The sequence below is a fragment of the Flavobacterium arcticum genome (genome assembly GCF_003344925.1).
In the GTDB taxonomy this organism is placed as follows: domain Bacteria; phylum Bacteroidota; class Bacteroidia; order Flavobacteriales; family Flavobacteriaceae; genus Flavobacterium; species Flavobacterium arcticum.
Map to the genome: position 1 here is coordinate 543,840 of NZ_CP031188.1, position 19,705 is coordinate 563,544.

19 protein-coding genes are annotated in these 19,705 nt (G+C 32.7%); all 19 read right to left on the reverse strand.

What is annotated here, in order from left to right:
* Complete coding sequence (locus DVK85_RS02465) at positions 1-1,122, reverse strand: glycosyltransferase family 4 protein (RefSeq protein WP_114676910.1); 1,122 nt, start codon at positions 1,120-1,122, stop codon at positions 1-3.
* Positions 1,122-2,462, reverse strand: a complete 1,341-nt coding sequence (locus tag DVK85_RS02470; protein ID WP_114676911.1) for a polysaccharide pyruvyl transferase family protein — start codon at positions 2,460-2,462, stop codon at positions 1,122-1,124. The genes DVK85_RS02465 and DVK85_RS02470 overlap by 1 nt, the downstream gene beginning before the upstream one ends.
* Positions 2,452-3,612 carry a glycosyltransferase gene (locus DVK85_RS02475; protein WP_114676912.1) on the reverse strand — a complete coding sequence of 387 codons (1,161 nt, stop codon included), beginning with the start codon at positions 3,610-3,612 and terminating at the stop codon, positions 2,452-2,454. The genes DVK85_RS02470 and DVK85_RS02475 overlap by 11 nt, the downstream gene beginning before the upstream one ends.
* An 11-nt stretch (positions 3,613-3,623) precedes the next feature.
* Positions 3,624-4,721 (reverse strand): glycosyltransferase, encoded by a 1,098-nt coding sequence (locus DVK85_RS02480; protein WP_114676913.1) that lies wholly within the window; start codon positions 4,719-4,721, stop codon positions 3,624-3,626.
* An 18-nt stretch (positions 4,722-4,739) separates the two neighbouring features.
* The gene (locus DVK85_RS02485) at positions 4,740-5,894 is read right to left on the reverse strand and encodes a glycosyltransferase family 4 protein (RefSeq protein ID WP_114676914.1); all 1,155 of its coding nucleotides are present in this window, start codon (positions 5,892-5,894) and stop codon (positions 4,740-4,742) included.
* Positions 5,887-7,026 (reverse strand): hypothetical protein, encoded by a 1,140-nt coding sequence (locus DVK85_RS02490; RefSeq protein WP_114676915.1) that lies wholly within the window; start codon positions 7,024-7,026, stop codon positions 5,887-5,889. The genes DVK85_RS02485 and DVK85_RS02490 overlap by 8 nt, the downstream gene beginning before the upstream one ends.
* On the reverse strand, positions 7,026-8,129 hold the full coding sequence (locus DVK85_RS02495) for a polysaccharide deacetylase family protein (RefSeq protein WP_114676916.1): 1,104 nt from the start codon (positions 8,127-8,129) through the stop codon (positions 7,026-7,028). Before DVK85_RS02495 ends, DVK85_RS02490 begins: the two co-directional genes overlap by 1 nt.
* 14 nt (positions 8,130-8,143) lie before the next feature.
* On the reverse strand, positions 8,144-9,436 hold the full coding sequence (locus DVK85_RS02500) for a hypothetical protein (RefSeq protein WP_114676917.1): 1,293 nt from the start codon (positions 9,434-9,436) through the stop codon (positions 8,144-8,146).
* Positions 9,437-9,455: 19 nt separating this feature from the next.
* The gene (locus tag DVK85_RS02505) at positions 9,456-10,616 is read right to left on the reverse strand and encodes a glycosyltransferase family protein (protein WP_114676918.1); all 1,161 of its coding nucleotides are present in this window, start codon (positions 10,614-10,616) and stop codon (positions 9,456-9,458) included.
* Between the two features lie 2 nt (positions 10,617-10,618).
* Positions 10,619-11,479 carry a UDP-N-acetylmuramate dehydrogenase gene (murB, locus tag DVK85_RS02510; protein WP_114676919.1) on the reverse strand — a complete coding sequence of 287 codons (861 nt, stop codon included), beginning with the start codon at positions 11,477-11,479 and terminating at the stop codon, positions 10,619-10,621.
* 12 nt (positions 11,480-11,491) lie between these two features.
* Positions 11,492-12,358, reverse strand: coding sequence for a sulfotransferase family protein (locus tag DVK85_RS02515; protein WP_114676920.1), 867 nt, complete (start codon positions 12,356-12,358; stop codon positions 11,492-11,494).
* Between the two features lie 9 nt (positions 12,359-12,367).
* The gene (locus tag DVK85_RS02520; RefSeq protein WP_127960541.1) at positions 12,368-12,880 is read right to left on the reverse strand and encodes a serine O-acetyltransferase; all 513 of its coding nucleotides are present in this window, start codon (positions 12,878-12,880) and stop codon (positions 12,368-12,370) included.
* Positions 12,881-12,887: 7 nt separating this feature from the next.
* Complete coding sequence (locus DVK85_RS02525; RefSeq protein ID WP_114676922.1) at positions 12,888-14,117, reverse strand: UDP-N-acetylglucosamine 1-carboxyvinyltransferase; 1,230 nt, start codon at positions 14,115-14,117, stop codon at positions 12,888-12,890.
* A 6-nt stretch (positions 14,118-14,123) separates the two neighbouring features.
* Positions 14,124-15,569 (reverse strand): lipopolysaccharide biosynthesis protein, encoded by a 1,446-nt coding sequence (locus DVK85_RS02530; protein ID WP_114676923.1) that lies wholly within the window; start codon positions 15,567-15,569, stop codon positions 14,124-14,126.
* A gap of 2 nt (positions 15,570-15,571) precedes the next feature.
* Positions 15,572-16,831, reverse strand: coding sequence for a sulfate adenylyltransferase subunit 1 (locus DVK85_RS02535; protein WP_114676924.1), 1,260 nt, complete (start codon positions 16,829-16,831; stop codon positions 15,572-15,574).
* Between the two features lie 72 nt (positions 16,832-16,903).
* The gene (gene cysD / locus DVK85_RS02540) at positions 16,904-17,809 is read right to left on the reverse strand and encodes a sulfate adenylyltransferase subunit CysD (protein ID WP_114676925.1); all 906 of its coding nucleotides are present in this window, start codon (positions 17,807-17,809) and stop codon (positions 16,904-16,906) included.
* 4 nt (positions 17,810-17,813) lie between these two features.
* Positions 17,814-18,410 carry an adenylyl-sulfate kinase gene (gene cysC, locus DVK85_RS02545; RefSeq protein WP_114676926.1) on the reverse strand — a complete coding sequence of 199 codons (597 nt, stop codon included), beginning with the start codon at positions 18,408-18,410 and terminating at the stop codon, positions 17,814-17,816.
* Positions 18,407-18,835 carry a DUF2061 domain-containing protein gene (locus DVK85_RS02550; protein WP_114676927.1) on the reverse strand — a complete coding sequence of 143 codons (429 nt, stop codon included), beginning with the start codon at positions 18,833-18,835 and terminating at the stop codon, positions 18,407-18,409. The genes cysC and DVK85_RS02550 overlap by 4 nt, the downstream gene beginning before the upstream one ends.
* The gene (cysQ, locus tag DVK85_RS02555; RefSeq protein WP_114676928.1) at positions 18,832-19,626 is read right to left on the reverse strand and encodes a 3'(2'),5'-bisphosphate nucleotidase CysQ; all 795 of its coding nucleotides are present in this window, start codon (positions 19,624-19,626) and stop codon (positions 18,832-18,834) included. The genes DVK85_RS02550 and cysQ overlap by 4 nt, the downstream gene beginning before the upstream one ends.
* Positions 19,627-19,705 lie beyond the last annotated feature (79 nt).

Below are 19,705 nucleotides of genomic sequence, written 5' to 3' on the forward strand. Positions count from 1 at the left end.
TTATAGAAACTTTTTATATATTAATTTCATTTCTTCGAGGCAATTAGCCAACTCAAATTTTTCTGCTTTTATCTTTGCGTTTTCCGACATTGTCTTACAAAGTTCTTTATTTTTATACAAGTCTGTAATTTGATTTACAAATTCTTGATGATCACCTCTATTAAATAAAAATCCACTTTCTCCATGATTTATCAAATCTACATGACCTCTTATCTTTGTAGCAACTACTGGTTTCTTAGCAAACATTTCTTCGGCTACATTCATAGGTAAGCCCTCTTGTCTACTTACAGAAACTCCAATATCTGACATTATTATAAGTTCGCCAATATCTTTTCTAAATCCTAAAAAATCAACATTATCAGTTAATCCTTGATTGGTTGCCATCTCTTCCATTTCATCTTTCAATATACCACGACCTGCAAAAACAAACTTAAAATTGTTTATTTTCTCTTTTAACAAAGGTATTGCTTCAAGAATAAATTTATGGTCTTTTCTGGTTATGAATTCTGCAATATATATTATTAAAAATGTGTCTTTATCATAACCGTTCTTCTCGCGGATAGCATCTCCCCCATCTAAAGACAAACCTTTAAACTTTTGAGAGTTTATACCTACCCCAGCTGTTTTAAAAGCATTTACTGCTTTAAATTTATTATTAACAACAACATTATAGTCCTCTTCATTTATAGTTATAAGGCCATCTGTATACTTAGCAAGATACTTCTCCATAGGATAATATATGTTCCAGTATAACTTCGGAGAACCTTTATAAAAATGGAAGCCATGTGCTGTATATAACACTTTTAACATGCCCTTTTTTCTAATTTTTTTTGCTGCAAGCCTTGCCACTACAGAGCCCATAGCGGTGTGACAGTGTATAAGGCTATACTTCTCTATGGCTATTATCTCTTTTAACTGCTTTGTAGCCTTTATGTTATTATTAGAAAAAGGATTACGATTTATAGGTAAATTATATTGTTTGTCTGCCTCAGGAATCTTAGTGTCAGGATCATTTGCAGCAACATGCACCTCATAACCTTCACTTTTTAAATACTCTATGTAAGGAATATGAAAAGCCCTAAAGTGCTTATGTATGTTAGCTACAAATAAAACTTTTTTCATTAGAATATTTCTTTTAAGTTCTTTACAAGATCTTCTCTTTCTTTAACCAACTTTACCTGGTACTGAGTTATCTTTTCAAGATAATCTTCTCTCTCAATCTCAAGTTTTTCAACCATTTCATTCAGTTTATCTGATGATACTGCCTCTATACCTAATACAAAATCTGGAACGCCTATATCGCGCATAATACCGTAGCTCTTATTACCACCATAAGCAATAGCTAATGAAGGTGTTTTTTCGTTTAATGCAAATATCACTGAATGAAACCTTGTACCTACCAGTATGTCATAATAGGAATACATCTTTTGCATTTGACGTGAGTTAAGTCCAAAATCTTCTAGATAAATTACATTTTTCTTTACATCTTCACTAATAGCATTATATACATCTTTTAATGCTAATCTATCATCTTCATGAGCGCTTGGCCCTAAGGTATGCGCTACCAAACTTATATTGTACCCTCTATTTACCTGAGTACCTATAAACTTAGCTATTTCATTAAGATAGTTTGCATAAAGTTCATCAGCATTAGCATATCCGTCAAAACGATAAGGTCTTAATGTAATTGCTATATTTTTTTTGGTTTTATCAAAACCTCTTTCTGCTAAATAGCCTTCAAAATCATCATCTGATCCTTTTAGGAAAAAACCTAAATCAGGCACAGTAGGTACATCCATATTTAGCTCTGTCTTCAAGAATTTTTTAGAGACATCTTCACGAACTGATATATATGATGACTTTGCTATAACGCGTTTAACTAAACGCTTTGCTAGGCTATTTTTTAATGGACCTATAGAATTAGGTAATATTATTGTTTTTACTTTATAGCGGTGTGCCAACATTAAATCGAACAAAAAGTAATACATTACATAAGCGTCGTAGATCTTACCGTAGCTATGTAAGAAACCTCCACCCTTTACTACAAGTGCCGATAGTTGAGGAAATAATTCTAAAGACTTTTTCTGTTCTTTTGATAATGTTGATTTCCCTATCTTATTGAAAAGCGAAAAACGAGACGATAGCATTAATGTACTAATAAGGTCAGTAATAGCATTAAAGCCCCATTTTACATATACAAATTTGCTATATTTTATCTCTTTAGTTGTACTTTTTCCTTTAACACGAGGGTGTTGTAATATCCTTGGTATAAACTCATAGCCTAAACCTAATGACTGCCCTTTTTGGAGCATTTTCTCTTCTTCATTGGCTCCTGATTCGTATAAATAAACCTGCAGGTTAGGCAATACATCCTCAAAAACCCTTATTGATTCCCAAACTAGTGCCTGATCTCCTCTATTTAAATCTGTATTACCTGGAACAACTAAAATTTTATTTTTCATCAATACTATTTAAGAATTTATCAAAAAATGCTTTTCTTCTAATCTCTAGATTTTCAAAACTATATTCTTTTGCTAATTTATAGTTTTTCTTACTCTGAGAAATAAGAGTGTCTTTATCTAAAATATCTTTAATCTTATTCGTTAAATCTATAACATCTTTTTTCTTAAAAATAGCACTATCATCTAAAAGCTCAGGTATTCCAGCAACATTAGATCCTATAGCAGCACACCCTCTACTCATTGCTTCTATTAAAGCTCGAGGTAAACCCTCTGCATCACTAGGTTGAATGTATAAATCCGTTTTTTCTAAAATTCCAAAGATTTTTTCATGAGGTATTTTACCTGGAAAAGTGACTCTATCTTCAAGACCAAGTGTTTTTGCCATATTAAGAAGCCGGGTATTATCGCCGCCGCCTACAATGTTATAATGAACATTATATCCTTCTTTAACCAAGGTTACCATAGCCTCTAAAACATATTGATGCCCTTTATGAACAAGGTTAACCCCTCCAAGAGTCGTAAATGTTATCTTTTTATCTTTACTAAAATTTTCATAATAACCATCTTTATGGTATTCTTCAGGAAGATCCCTCAAAATAACATCCGAAATGCCTGCTGATTCATACTTTGAAGGATAACGACCTTGCAAAAAGAACTTAGTAACATATAATGCGAATGGAGCTTCTGCAACCAGTTTTTTTAATTTATTTCTTGAAAATGGAGCATATAATTTTCCTAAAAGTCCATGATTTCTTAATGTATCCCATGGACATACTACAACCTCTACAAGATATGGCTTATTTATTTTCTTTGCATGTGCTACAGCTACAGACCCAATTGTACTTGGTAGCCTAACAACAAGCATATCTGCCGACTCTACATTGCGTATAATTTCTTTTTTACTTTTAAAATAATTTTTTAACAAACTAGGTCTATTAAATGGCACTATTTCATTAACATACAAACCTATATTATTAAGATTAAGTAAACTTGAAGTATCGTCTGTTTTAAAAACACGCATTACAAATTCAACTTTATCACCAAGATAAAGATATCTATTATACATATCAGCATCTGTACCAGTTCCGTATTGTGTTCCTTCAGAGTCCTTCCAACGAGGACCGTCATGAATAAATAAAACTTTTTTCATAAAGTATAGCTTTACAAATTTTCCATAAATTCACCGAACTGAACTTCAGCATCAAAGTTCTCAATAGCAAATTTCTGGTAAACATAATTTTCAGGGTTTTTCTTAATTTCTATTATTTTTTCAACAGTACTATCTACATTATATGGATCTATCAAACAACCGTGCCTATCACTCGGTAAACACTCTACAAGAGAAGGAATATTTGATACTGCAATAGGTAAACCCGATATCATTGCTTCTATAAGTGCATTGGGTAGCCCCTCTGTAACTGATGGAAAAAAGAATAAATCAAAAGTTTTTAAGTATTCTGGAATATTATTTTTATATCCAAAAACGTTAACATTATCATTAATCCCTAACTTATTAATATAGGGTAATAATTGATCTGTATCATTACCTATAAGAACAAAATAAATATCTTTATCCTTGGCTATCAACTTAGCAGCAACATCTAATAGAAAAAATTGATTCTTTGCTTCTGTAAATCTCCCTGTATGTCCTATAACAAATCTATCTTCAGGCAACCCTAATCTTTTTCTTAGATCTTTTTTACTTTCATTTGTATCTAAAAAATCGTCAACATTAACACCATTTTTAATAACCTTAAATCGGGTATCCTTCGGGTATTCATTAGGAAAGAAAAATTCAAGTCCCGAAGAAGAATTTGCATATATAAACGTGCTATATTTATATACTAATCTATTCATAAGATTATTATAAGCTATTCGTAATGCTGATTTTTTAAAATGATCGCTACCTTGCTTATAAAAAGCAATTCGTTTTTTTATACCTGCAAGTTTACTTAAAAACATAGGTAGCCCAGCAAAGTTTGCATTAAAATCACATACGGTATCAAATTTCACTTTTTTGAAAAAGCGATAATACCAAAGCATATTTGAAAGATTAAAATACCCCAGAGGTTTAAAAACCAAATTTGCTCCTGTTGCTTTATATGCATCATACAACTCTGCCTTAGATTTATTCCTTACCAAAATAGTTGCATCTATTGCATTTGCATTGTCCTGATAGTTAAGAAAGCGGAGTAAATCAGTTTCTATTCCTCCTGATCTTACAGAAGGTATTAAAAAACATACTTTTAGTTTAGACATAGTTATATTATAGTTATATTATATTGAAATATAGTAATCGACAAGTTTATTAATCTTATCTGACATTAAAAAATCATTTGTTTTATGCTGTTTAGACTTTTGCCCCATTGTTACCCTCAGCCTATCGTCTTTTATCAGCAATTCAAGTTTAGTAGCAAGTTCATGAACATCTCCTACAGGAAAAAGCATTCCTGTTTCGTTATCAATAATAACTTCAGGTATCCCCCCTACATTTGACCCTATTGCTGGAACACCTGCAAACCCTGATTCAATAATAGAGTTAGATAAACTCTCTGATCTAGATGGTTGTACAAAAATATCCATAGCAGGTAATACCTCAGGAACATTATTAATAATACCAAAGTTCTTAACTAACTGATCTAAACCATATAATTCAATTTTAGATTCAATTTGAACCGTAACTTCGCTCCCCTCCATAAGCCCTATTAAACAGAGTATAAACTGTTTTTCTATTCCCTTCTTATTAAGCTCGTGTACAGCATCTATTAAAATATCTATACCTTTAGTTTTTGAAGCAAAGGCAATACAACATATATAAACTACATCAGACTTAAAACCAAGTTTAGATCGTGAAGCCTCTTTATCAAATGAGTTTATTTTCCCTCCATTATATAGTACTTCAAATTTATGCGCATGATTAGGATAAATTTCAGTATATTGTTTATTTACAGCATTAGACACTGAAAAAAAACGTGTTGTAAACATATTTATAAGAGCTCTATATACTCTAGTTGATTTTTTTAGCTGATTTTTATATTGTGCTTCTTTAATATCTTTATCTACAAGCATAAGTCGAACATTATTCCACCGGTGTTTACAGCCAAACAAATAACCATATAAACTTGGGAATAAAGGCTGAAAATGAGAGTGTATAATAATAGGCTTATGAGTTCTTACAATTCTATAAAAAGCCTTAAAAAAAGCTACAGTACTTAATGCATTAGCTATATAATATTTAATATTATTATCTTCAAGCTGCTTTAAAAACTCAACTGATTTTGGTTTTTGATTATAAACAACGACAATTTTAATCCCTTTTGGTGCTCCAGCTTTTGAAAGGTCTAATATATAACGCTCTAAACCTCCAAATTTTTTAGAGTCGTACCCCATTACATGTACAACTGTCCTTATTGGATTTTGTTTCTTATCCATCCTTTTTTGTGTTTATAATTTTGGCAAGCTGATCTGATGACATAAACTCTACATCAGGCCATAATTGCACTATTTTTTTCAATAAAGCATTAAGCATAATAAGGTTATCTGTACGATTTTGCTCATCAATATATCCTATGAAATTCAATCTGTGAGAAGATATAATTGCTGGTGTTTTATTTGCAAAGGCTACTTCTATTCTTTCTATACAATCATTAACAGTATCTATATTCTGTTTCAAAGTAGGTTCAAAAAAGGTGTTTCTCACTAGAAAAACTTGCTTATGCTGGTTTATTTTCCCTGTATAGTTATATCTTTTAGTATGTTTTTCACCATTAAGGCGTGGTTCTTTTTGTATTGGTAATCCTTGAAGCGACATTACTCCGTTTTCCTGAAGTATTTTTTCAATTTCACGATTCCAAAAATAACCTGTCCCTATAAAAGAAGTAGCCTTATAACCTATTATATCTTCAAATAATTTTAATCCAGACGGGATAGCTGAAAACATACTTTTCCTTTCATGCTCATTACTAGGGTAAAAAGCAGTATTGTATATCTTACTATTATCTAAAAATGCATCTTTAGAAAGATTGAAACATTCTAAATCGAATGCAAGTTGTAATTTTTTATTTTTTCCTTCCTTTAACTCATTTAACCAAAGTTGAGCATTAAGGTGCTCACGTCCGTGAAACTGTGGTATAAAAATTTTTTGATTAATTCCTTCTTTCCACAAATTAAAAGAATTAGTATGTTTTGGATATCTTTTTAAAGTCTCTGTAAAAGGTTCATAATGATATTCTTTAAAACCCGACTCTTTTATTTTTTTAAAGTCAGGGTTTGCTACATTTGTATTGGCGGTAATTACAGGCGGATTACCATTACTGTCTTTATATTTTAATAGCACCTCGAAAAGCGCTTCTAAATCCTGCTCGCTGGCAAGGCTATCATATCTTGAGTAAGGGTTTGTATTTACTTTAATATCATTCTTAAGTAAAGTTTCATAAGCTTCTTTAGAGGGCATAGAAATACCACCCCAGTCATCGCTTTCTATTACAATAATTTTTCGATCGGTTTTCCAACCTAGAATATTAACTATTTTTCGTCCTATAATAGACTTTACCCTTCCTATCATTATTTTTTATTAATTAATTGCCCTAGTTCCGTTGAAGTCATAAACTCCACATCAGGCCATTTTTTAACAATCGCTTTTAAAAGTTTTCGTAATTGATTTAAACCATTATCTCGGTTTGAAACCTCTAGTCCTCCAATATAATTTACCCTATGAGAACTTATAACCGCTGGTTTCTTCCATTTAAAAGCAATCTCAATTTGTGAAAGGCAAGAATTAATCTCATCTTTTAACAATTTTGAAGGTTCAAAAAAAACATTACGGGTTATATAGGTCTGATTGTGTTCATTTTTCTTTCCTATGTATCTAAAGTGCTTTTTTATTTTGCCCTCACCAAGTACTTCTTTTTGTATCTTGGGTGATGACATATATGTTATCCCCCCATCAGCGGCAACTTTTTCAAGTTGATTATTTATAGGCCCATTAGGTGGTACAAAAAATGTGGCTTTACGCCCGTGCAACTCTTCAAAAAGTCTTAATCCATCTTTAACAGCTTCTTTTTGACCTTCAAGATCACTAGCATACTCTAGATCAAAAGTTGCTTGAAAATCAATTCCTTTTTTTCTGTTATATCCCCACACCCCGTGGTCAAAAGCTAATAAAGCTTCTTTATCTCCTGCCTGTAACGCTCTTAACCAAGCGTATATATTTAAATGTTCACGACCATGAAACTCAGGTACAAAAATATTAGAATTATAACCCTCATTCCAAAGAGGCAATGTATTTTCTATATTATATTTTTCTAAAGTCTTGGTAAATGGCTCATAATAGTAATTATTAAAACCATTCTCTTTTATCTTATCAAAATCAGGGTTAGCCGAAAGACATATAGCTGTCATTTTTGTAGCATGTCCATTTTTATCCTTAACACTATTTAAGGTTTCATATAAAAACGATAAATCTTCTTTAGAGGCAAAAGTATCATACTTATTATACCTTACTCCTACGCCCTCACCCATTGTAACACCCGCGCTAACCAAGTCTTGATAGGCTTTTGAAGATGACATCCTGATACTACCCCAATCATCACTTTCTATAACAACAATTTTTCTATTACTACGCCAACCCGGTAAACTTGATAGATTCTTTACTAATTTTGCTAACATATCGTTTTATTTAATTAAAGGAATTCGCCTATAGTTCCACGTATAGATTCATTAAGGTTTTCGTCTATCCAGCCTACAAAAGGCAGTCCTACAATAAATATACTTGTTCGTACAAGAAAATCTGCTATGAAATAAACTATTTTAGGAACAAAAACTAAAATACATACCCACTTAAAAAAATTTATTGTTTCATATTTCCTAACTATCCCTTTATCAAAAGCTCCTCTAATAGCCATTAAAGTAACCGTAGCTAAAATATAAATCACAGCATTTGCCATTGTTCTACTGTAAAAAGCATAAGAAAAAGAACCAAAATTCGCCAATGATGCAGTAAGAAGTCCTGTAGCAAAAAGAGCTAGTTCAATGGGTTTCATTTTTCTATAAAAACCTGCTAAGATTATAAAAAACGTAAAAGCCTGTCCGCCATAATATACTGAATCTGTCTTCCCATATCTAGCATACCAAACTGATTGTGTTTTTTCTCGTAGCACCATTATTGGGTCAATAGATTCTCCGTATTGATTTTCTCTATAATATGAAGACATTTTCTCTTTTGCTAATGAGTTATCTTTTGCAATATCTATAGCCCCTCCTCCATTTATACTGCCCAAAAAAGAAAGAAAATATATTCCTATTATCACTAAAAACGAGACTCTCTTGTAGTAAATTGCTATAAAAGCAGGCAATGAAATTATAAAATAAGCAAAGTGAATTAGCGGAGTGCATAACATTAATAACAAATACTTTTTGTTCTTTGTTTGATGATATCCTAAAACTCCATTAAACAACACCCACATACCTGTCCATGTTCTAACTGTTTGAAAACTAGTAACACTTCTATGAATTATAAATAATAGAATTATAAATAGTAACCCAATTGTTAAATGTTTATGCTTCTCCCAAACAAGTATTTTTGACATTGCCATTACGTAGAAATAACCATATATACCAGCTACTATAGGAAAAAAAAGAAACTTCGCTTGCATAATACTACTTGTGAAAAAGGCAAGAGTATGAACATAGACATCATTAGGAGAATCAGGTAAAGGGTCTAACAGTATAATTTGTTTCAGTCTTATAAAAAAATCAGATAATGACATCTGAGCATAACCATCCAAAAGTCGCACATATGCCGCAGCATCAGATCCTTCACCATATTGAAGCAAAGAACCATACATTATAAAAAATAAAATAATGATTAACTTTCTGTTCTTCCATGATAAGTATTTTATACCACAAAACAGTCCCAGTAATGGAGAAATAAAAAGCAATAAAATTGATAGTCCTTTAGTTTGATTTTCCTTCATTATAGGATGGGGTCTTTCTTTATTTACCTAATAAATACTTAACTATGTAATTTAAATTATTAATAATAAGCGATGTCCTATTTATCTTTTTATTAGCTGCATAGGAATACGCACAATCATACTTAGGTAATATTCCCTCGGTACCAAAGTAATCATTAAACAGTGCAATAGTCTCTTCCTGAGATTTTATATATTTATGCTTGTCTTTAATAAGTCTCTCTATATTAGAAAAATTTTCGTTTAACGATTTATCATTAGCTACATTACGTTCTGAGAAATTATTTTTAAAGAAATCCTGAAAATTGTCTGTATTTATTAAAATAGGATAATCCGTATTAGATGCTGGAGCTAATGATGGTATCCCTAAAGAAGTAGCCTCCATAAAACTTCTACCAGTACCTACCACAAAATCTGCTAAATATAAAAAATCAGATCCTTTTATTGCTCTTTCATCTGTTATAAATTTCACAGGTAGTTTTCTATCTTCAGCTTCTTTTTTAAGTTTGGTATATCTTTCTTTATTCTGTATTCTACCTATTACAACAAGTTCTACAGGGTAATTTTTCATAAGTTCTTCAATCAAATTGAAGGCAGATAGCAATGTATGCTCATAAGCACCTCCAAGACGGCTTATTCTTACAAAAGTAATTTTATTTGTATCTTTAGTTTCTTGCCTTAATTTTTCATCAAGTAGCTCAAGCTTTCTTACTCTATTAGGTATTAAAAAAATATCATCATTATTATAGTTCGTATTATTAAGGAACCAATCTTGATTTTCTGTACTAAAAACCACAATAGCATCTGCATGCTGATAATTAGATTTTAAAGGATTTTTTCCTCCACACTTGTTTAATACTATAGGATATTTTTTTAGACTCGGAAGTAAAAGTGCTCTATTTAATGAATTAGTATCAAAACAGTGTACTACACCTGGAACAAAGGTTTTTTTTATTTCTTTAATTTCTGCATTAAGACCTGAAAGTCCCTTTAATCCTTTATTAATTCTTATATGTTTTACAAAAAGAGGGTTACTTGCAACAACAGGACTGGTAGAAGAACCCAAAGTAAGAATCTTAACATTATGCTGTTTTGCCATTTCACGGCTAACTTGGTTTAATGAATTATAATGACCTCCAGCGCCGTTTCCTCCATCATTTGATATTAAGAAAAGTATATTCATAATTAAATAATTCGTTGTTCTATTTCAAGGTCTACACCAAATCTTTCTTTAACCATTGCCTGAACGTGTTTTATAACATTAATAATATCCATACCAGTAGCATTATCAACATTTACAATAAATCCACCATGTTTTTTAGACACCTCTGCACCACCTATTCTAAAACCTTTTAGTTTCAATTCATCAATCATAGGCCCAACATAGTGCCCTGGAGGTCTTTTAAAAACACTACCTGCATTCGGATGCTCTTTGGGCTGTTTTGCCCATCGGGCTTCCTTAACTGTTTCCATTTTATCCTTAATTTCATCTGCATTTTTGGGATGGAGCTGTAGCCATACTTTTAATACGACTTTATTGGTTTCTCTCTGAAAAAGGCTGTTCCTGTATTCATAACCAATATCTTCTTTATTAATCTCCTTTACCTTCATATCGGTAAGATCGAGATATCTTACTTTTACCAAAATATCTTTGATTTCCTCTCCACTTGCACCAGCATTCATAACAACTGCACCTCCTAGTGAACTGGGTATATCATAAAATATCTCTACGCCTGATAATGAATTTGTAAGAGCAAACTCAGTAAGTACTATAGTACTTACTCCTGCTTCGCAAACCACTACATTATCTGGTTCAAGAGTTATAGATGAATAGTTTTCACCAAGCATTATAAAATCTTCCTCGTAGTGATCTTTAGAAAATATTATGTTATAGCCACCACCTATGATTACCTTGTTATCAAGACCTGAATTTTTAAATATCTCTATAAAATCTGCTTCATTGGCAGGAAAAAAAGCCCTGTTGCATGCTGCCTTTATTTTATAGCTGTTATAATTGGTTAGGTCGAAATTGTTCTCTATTTTCACTTTATGTAGTATTTAAATTTTAGTAGTCTTGATTTTGGATACAAAATCAGATTTTACCTTTTCAAAAAATAAGATATCATCTTTCAATTCAAGTTCTAAAAGTTTGCGGGTATCTTCATTCAATTTTGGTGGTCTTGACTCTTTCCTGAATAAATTCAGGATTCTCCTTCCTATTCTTATCATACCCATATTTTGCATAAATACTGAAAGTACCACCACTACGTGACTCGTAGGTATTTTCGCAGGATTTCTTGGCAACTCAGTAAAGTTAAGTTTTTTTAAGTCATCAACTTTATTTGCTCCTAAAAATTCAAGAACAATATTTGTAGTTGCAAGAGGCTCTTTAACAAGAGATTCAAAATCCATGAAAAGCAAATTTTCTGCAGGAACTAGTTTTATTATCTCTTTAAACTGACTATTATACCTACTACGCTCTATGTAAGAGTAGTGCTTAAAGTTATGATAGGATTTGGTAATTAAAGTAGGCTCAATTTTTATGGCATACTCAAATTTTCTGTATTCCCTTCCCATACCATACTGATGCCAATACAGTGAATATGCACGATCAATTGGGTGTCGCAATACAAAAATCAGCTTTGTATCAGGGTTATGATCTAGAATTCTTTGTATACTCCCAGGGTTGAAGTTGCAATCTGCCGAAGTTTGCCCTATAATTGTATCTTCTTCTTTATCCTTAAGTACCTTTTCAAACAAGCTCAGGTACCATTCCTTACCTCGTTTGTAAATCCTGTCGTCATCAAAATAGGCATAATCCATATCCCTATCGATGATCAATATTTGAGGATGATTTTCAAGCAGATTATGCAAAAAAGTTGTGCCGCTTTTCATAGCGCCGGCTAAAATAAAATTTGGAACCATATTATCTATCTATTTTATTTGTGCAGGAATACCTACTGCTGTTGAGTTATCGGGAACATTTTTTAAAACTAATGAAAATGCTCCTATTCTAGAATTTTCGCCCACTATGACACTTCCTAATATTTGAGCCGCACTAAAAATCTTTACATTAGATTTAATGTGAGGGTAAGCCTTAGTTTCGGCTCCTTTGCTACCCAAAGTAACATTTTGCCATATCATTACATTATCTTCAATTACTGAACCAACGCCAATAACAATACCTATGGGGTGCGGAAAGCTAACGTTTTTTCCTATTACTGCCTGATAAGAAATATCACAACCATACCTTACAAGTTGTCTTCTTTTTAAATGCAACAGTATGATATTAACAATAACATTTCTTCGCTTGGCTAAATAATAGCCAAGCCTGTAATTCATGGTAAGCCTGAAAGACACATTAAACAGAAACGTTAATGCCTTACGGTGGATGCCTCTTGCACCACAGTGGTGTAAATCGTTGTTAATCTGCTTTAATAGCCCCAAAATGCTGTTATTTTAAGTTTTTCAATTTTTCCTCAAGGTTTTCGTAACCTCTGTATATTTGCCAGTCGTCTTCAATAATAACTTCTTCATCTGTAGTCATCCCTGCAAGTAATAGTGCAATACCCGCACGCAAATCGAGAGCCTTAACAGTACCTCCGTGTAGCGGATTACCGCCGTTGATTACTAACATATCGCCAACCACTTTAGAGTCAACACCAAGTTTTGCCAATTCTTCGGCATAAGCATACCTACCGGGGAAACGTAAATCGACAATTTTTGTTTCTCCTTTAGACATTGCTCCATATACTGCAAATAGAGGCTGCATATCTGAATTGATACCTGGGTAAGGACCTGTGCTTATCTCTACAGGGTAAGCTGTCCCACCTTTAACAATAAGACTGGTTTCGCCACGATAAAATTTCATACCGCTTTCTCTTAAATATACCAATGGTACTTCAAGATGTTCGTATGGGAAATTTTCTATTTCTACCTCACCATTAGTAATAACCGAGCCTATGGCCCAAGTTAAAGCCTCCATATTATCCGGAATAACAGCATGTGTTGTACCTGATAAACAATCTACACCTTCTATTTCTATAGAACGTTGTCCAAACACCTTAATCTTGGCGCCCATTTTATTTAGCATTGCTATCAAGTCCATAATTTCAGGACGGATATGCGGGTTGTATAAAACAGTTTTACCTTTTGCCAGAGAAGATGCTATAATAGTATTCTCTGTTGCTCCAGTAGAGCGCATAGGTAAATGTATTTCGTTAGCAATAAGTCTTCCTCCTTTTGCTTTTGCACAAAGGTAATCACCTTCTTCCCATACTTCTGCTCCAAGTTTTTCAAGTAGCATAACGTGTAAATCATATTTTCTTTCTCCTAGTTTACACCCTCCTGGCAATGGTACTTTTCCTTCACCATAACGAGCTGTAAGAGCACCTAATATTAAAAGTGTATTTCGTATAGAACGCTCATCCCAAATAAGCTGTGTTTTTATATTTTCTTTACCCTTACTTATAGATACAGTGTCGCCAGCAGAAACTACTACCTTACCTAATGCTTCAAGCATTTTTAAATGAACCTGTACATCAAGAAGCCCATTTGGAAAATTTGTTAAATACAGTGTATCCTCTGATAAAAGAGAGGCTGCAAGTAAACGAAGTGAACTGTTTTTTGCGCCGCTAACCTTAACAAGGCCGTTTAATTTGGTTCTAGATATAGATAATGCCATAATTTCTTATCGTTTAAATTTTGATATTTTTTGGGTTACTGTTTTAAAAGTATCTTGAATAACATAATAGCTTTCATGCTTTAATAATCTAAGGAAAATTATATTACATATAAAGAATAAAGGAGCATAGACCCAAGAACTTATATACTCTCCGAATAAATGAAAAATCACAATAAATACAAGAAATAAAATATTAGGTATAAAGAAATCTTTCATCTGTTTACCAAAACTCAAATGAAGTTTCTTGTGAACTACATATGAATATACAAAAAACACTGTTGTTGAAGCCCCCACAACTGCCATTGAAAACTCTACTACTCCAAACCAAAGTCCGAATACTATTGGTGTAAGTTTCAAAAAACGTTGTATTAAACCTATATTAAACTTCAATTTAGAATACCCTTTCGCCAAAACAGCCTGTGCCATCATACCAATATGGGGGCTGGTAAGTGTCGCAAAAAGCAGTATTTGAAAAAATATTATACTGGGACGCCATTTTGCTCCTAAAAGTCCAATTATTATTTCTTCTGATAAAAAATAAATAGGACCTACTAATAACACTATTACACCCGTTACAATATTAAAAGCTCTATGATAGGCTTTTGCAAAGCTTTGCTGATTGTCCTGTAAGGCACTCAAAGCCGGAAACATTACCTTTCGCAAACTATTTGTAGTATAAGTATCTATTTGTCCCTTTAATGATTCTGCACGCGAATAAAAACCAAGCGTAGCAGTAGAGAATACTTTACCAATAAATATAGTATCTATTTTATTAAAAATTTGTCGGAGTGCCTGATCGAAAAAAACATAACTAGAATAACCTAATAAGGAACGTACCTCTGATCTAGAAAACTCCCATTTTGGTCGCCATCCTGTAGAAGACCATAATAGTATAGTAGATGCCAAAACAGTAAATATTTGTAGCAATACAAGACTATAAACCCCCATGCCTAATAAAGCACCAGTAACACCTGCAATACCACCTACAACAGTTGCTACAATATTTCTTATGGACAAACTTTTAAAATCCATCCTTTTAGTAAGAATGGTAGATTGTACACGACCAAATGCAGCAATAGGCGGTATGAGTGCCAAGTATACTAAAACAGTACCTACTTTGGGTTCTTCATAAAAATCGGCAACATAAGGGGCTATCAATATTATTAATAATGAAAGTATAATACTAATCACTAGATTGACATAAAAGATAGATGAGTAAGCAATGTCTTTTACTTCTTTCCTTTGTATAAGCCCACTAGTAAAACCAATATCTACAAAAACTTCAGTAATACTAACAAAAACAAGTGCCATTCCTACAACTCCAAACTCTTCAGGAGAGAGAAGCCTAGCTAATATGATAGATATAAAAACAGACGCAAATTGCCTGAAAAAACTTCCGGCTAAATCCCAAAAAAGTCCTTTTTTCGTCTTATTTCCAACTTCCTTGCTCATAATTATCCGACAATCATGCCGGCAGCTACTGTTTCATTAGTTCCCTCTTCTATAAGGATAACGCTACCAGTAGTACGATTATCGCGATACGGGTCTAGCATAATGTTTTGCGCAGATCGTATTTTTATTCTTGCAATATCGTTCATAGCAAGATTCTTATCTTCTGTATTTCTTTCGTAGGTATTAATATCTATTTTATAAACTACCTCTTTTATTATAGCGCGTTGCTCGTTAGATGTATGCACTAATATATACTTAGCGCCTGGTCTTACAGTATTATTATGCAACCAACACATCATAACATCAAACTCTTGCATCATTTCGGGCTGATTGTTTTTCTTTACAATCATGTTTCCTCTACTCGCATCAATATCATTTTCTAGCGTCATAGCTACAGACATAGGAGCATAAGCCTCTTCTATCTCTTTATCTCCTGCATTTATAGATTTGATTTTAGAAGTAAACCCTGATGGAAGTACAACAACTTCATCACCCACGCGATAAATTCCGCTACTAATTCTACCAGCATATCCTCTATAGTCTATAAATCCTTCACGCTGTGGTCTAATTACTGTTTGTATTGCAAAACGAGCATCAATTTTATTAATATCACTACTTATATGCAAGGTTTCTAGCACATGAAGTAAAGGAGAACCTTGATACCAGTCCATAGATTCTGAGCGGTTTACCACATTATCACCATTTAAAGCGCTAATAGGTATAAAGCGAACATCTTTTACAGCTAGCTTAGAAGAAAACTCTTCAAAGTGAGTTACAATATCATTGTATGTTGTTTCAGAATATTCAACTAGATCCATTTTATTCACACATACTATAATGTGCGGAATTTGTAATAAAGATGCTATAAAAGCATGTCTTTTTGTTTGCTCTATTACTCCATGTCTAGCATCAATTAATATAATTGCAGCATTAGCTGTAGATGCACCAGTAACCATATTTCGTGTATATTGAATATGCCCTGGAGTATCTGCAATAATAAATTTTCTTTTTGGAGTAGTAAAATAACGATAAGCTACATCAATGGTAATACCTTGCTCACGCTCATCTCTAAGTCCATCAGTAAAAAGAGCCAAATCTACAGTCCCTAGTCCTTTTCGTTTACTAGTTTCTTCAATAGCTTCTAGCTGGTCTTCAAATATAGATTTGGAATCATATAGTAATCGACCTATAAGGGTACTTTTACCATCGTCAACACTTCCTGCGGTAGTAAATCGTAATAATTGATTGTTATTGATTTGCATTCGTCTATTCGTTTAATTCATTAGTCATTATAAATTTGCTGCTAAGTCGAGTATTTAAGAAAAATAACTTTCTTAAAAATACCCTTCTCTTTTTCTGTCTTCCATCGCAGACTCCGAACGCTTATCATCCGAACGGTTACCTCTCTCAGTATGGCGCATAGTAGATACTTCATCTACAATTTTGCCTAGTGTATCTGCTTCAGATTCTATACCTCCTGTTATGGTGATATCTCCTAAAGTTCTAAAACGAATTTTTTTAGTAATTACCTCTTCATTCGGCTCTATCTTTAAAAATTCAGAATTTGGTATCCATGAGTTATTACGCCACACTACTTCGCGCTCATGAGCAAAATATAATGACGGTATTGATATGTTTTCTCTTTTTATATAATTCCAAACATCCATTTCAGTCCAATTACTTATTGGGAATGCTCTAAAATGTTCGCCCTGAAAATGTTTACCGTTTAACAAGTTCCATAATTCAGGTCTTTGGTTTTTAGGATCCCATTGTCCAAACTCATCTCTATGAGAAAAGAAACGCTCTTTAGCTCTAGCCTTTTCTTCATCACGACGACCTCCACCAATGGCACAATCAACTTTATTATTTTCTATTGCATCTAGCAAAGTTGTAATTTGTAATGTATTACGAGTTGCATTTTTACCCCTTTCCTCAGCTACCCTACCAGTATCTATGGCTTCCTGTACAGAACCTACTAAAAGCTGTACACCCATATTTTTTACCAAATCATCACGAAACTTAATTGTTTCGGGAAAATTATGACCTGTATCTACATGCAGTAATGCAAAAGGAATTTTTGCAGGATAAAAGGCTTTTTGAGCCAAATGTGTAACCACAATCGAATCTTTACCTCCGGAGAATAGTATTACCGGGTTTTGAAATTGTGCCCATACTTCTCTTAGAATAAAGATAGCTTCAGACTCTAATTCATCTAAATAATTTAGATAATATTTACTCATAACTTTAAAGTTCTAATTTATGCTTTACAAATGTAACTACTTTTTCTATAGCCGCTTCTATATTCTCCTTTTCTGTTTCTATTAAAACATCAGGAGTTGTTGGCTTTTCATAGGGAGCATTAATACCAGTAAAGTTTTTAATTTCACCAGCTCTTGCTTTCTTATATAACCCTTTAACATCTCTATTTTCACATTCTTTGAGGCTTGTATGTACAAAAACTTCTACAAAATTATCAGCCCCAATAATGTCTTTTACCAATTCTCTATCTTTTTCTAATGGCGATACAAAAGCCGCAATAGTAACCATACCCGCATCTACAAAAAGTTTCGCAATTTCTGCAATTCTCCTTAGGTTTTCATTACGATCTTCTTCATTAAAGCCTAACCCCTTGTTAATACCCATACGAATATTATCGCCATCAAGGGTATATGTTTGTATACCATTGTCAAACAAATACTCTTCTACTTTATTTGCAATAGTTGATTTTCCTGAACCTGATAGTCCAGTAAACCAAATTACAAAAGAGTTGTGCTTATTTTTTTGATTGCGTTTTGATTTGCAAACAAAATAATCGTGCTCTATGATATTATTATTACTCATTTTTTTTCACGTTGAGATAATCCAAAATTTGTCCTGTACCAAATGCGTTCGTGTACGTAATATAAAACCATTTTTGTAACCACTTCGGCAAGACCAATTTTCATACCTATTAGTGGGTTACCTGATATAAACCATGCCAATAACATAGTATCAATCGTTCCGAAAAAACGCCAAGTTACTGCTTTGGCTATATGTCTTTTTCTACTTTCTAATATTTTACCTCCTTTAGAGAGGTTTACTTTAAACCACACACGCTCATGTATGTAGTATAATATCATTTTTGTAACTACTTCTGCAAAACCTACCTGTAAACCTATCATAGGGTCTCCAGAGATAAGCCATGCCAATATCATAGTGTCAATTGTTCCTACTACACGCCAAGTTATAGTCTTAGCTATATGTCGTTTGTACGAGCCGTCTCTCATAAAGAAACCAAGAAATAAGGGTTTAATAAGTTTTCTTTATTATATACCATTTCTTTTTTAGTAGTATTATCTATAACAGATAAACCTACTGCTTTACAAATTGCCTGACCTGCTGCTGTATCCCACTCCATGGTTGGTGCAAAACGAGGATATACATCTGCTTTACCCTCTGCAACAAGACAAAACTTTAAAGAACTTCCTTTAGATACTATTTCTATTTCTTTAGTTGTATTTTCTTTAAGACTATCAACAAAATCTTGAGTATCTTGACTCATATGCGATCGGCTACCTACAACTCTTAGTTTATTATCATCTGCAGTAGGTTTAATCTCTTCGGCATACTCTATAATACTATCTATAGTATCATCTACATTCTTAAGCACTGCTCTATATGATTTCCCTGTGGCAATGTCTCCATAGTATAATGTTTTTACAGCTGGCACATATATAACACCAAACTGAGGTATACCGTTGGTAACTAATGCAATATTTACAGTAAACTCTCCGTTTTTCTTTATAAACTCCTTAGTTCCATCAAGAGGATCTACTATCCAGCAAGAAGTCCAGTCTTTACGCTCATTAAAAGGTAATTGTTTATTTTCTTCACTAATTATAGGAGTATTAGTAGAAGACAAATAATTCATTATAATAGCATTAGCAGCACTATCTGCTTCTGTAAGTGGTGAAGCATCTTCCTTATAAGCAACTTCAAAATCTTTTTCATAGATTTTCATTATTGCTTCTCCTGCTTCAATACTTGCTTGTATTGCTGTATTGTATATCTGCTTCATTAAGTGCTACTATTTATATGTTATTTAATTTTATGAACGAATTTTAAAACTACTAAACACAGCTAATCAAAAAAACTAA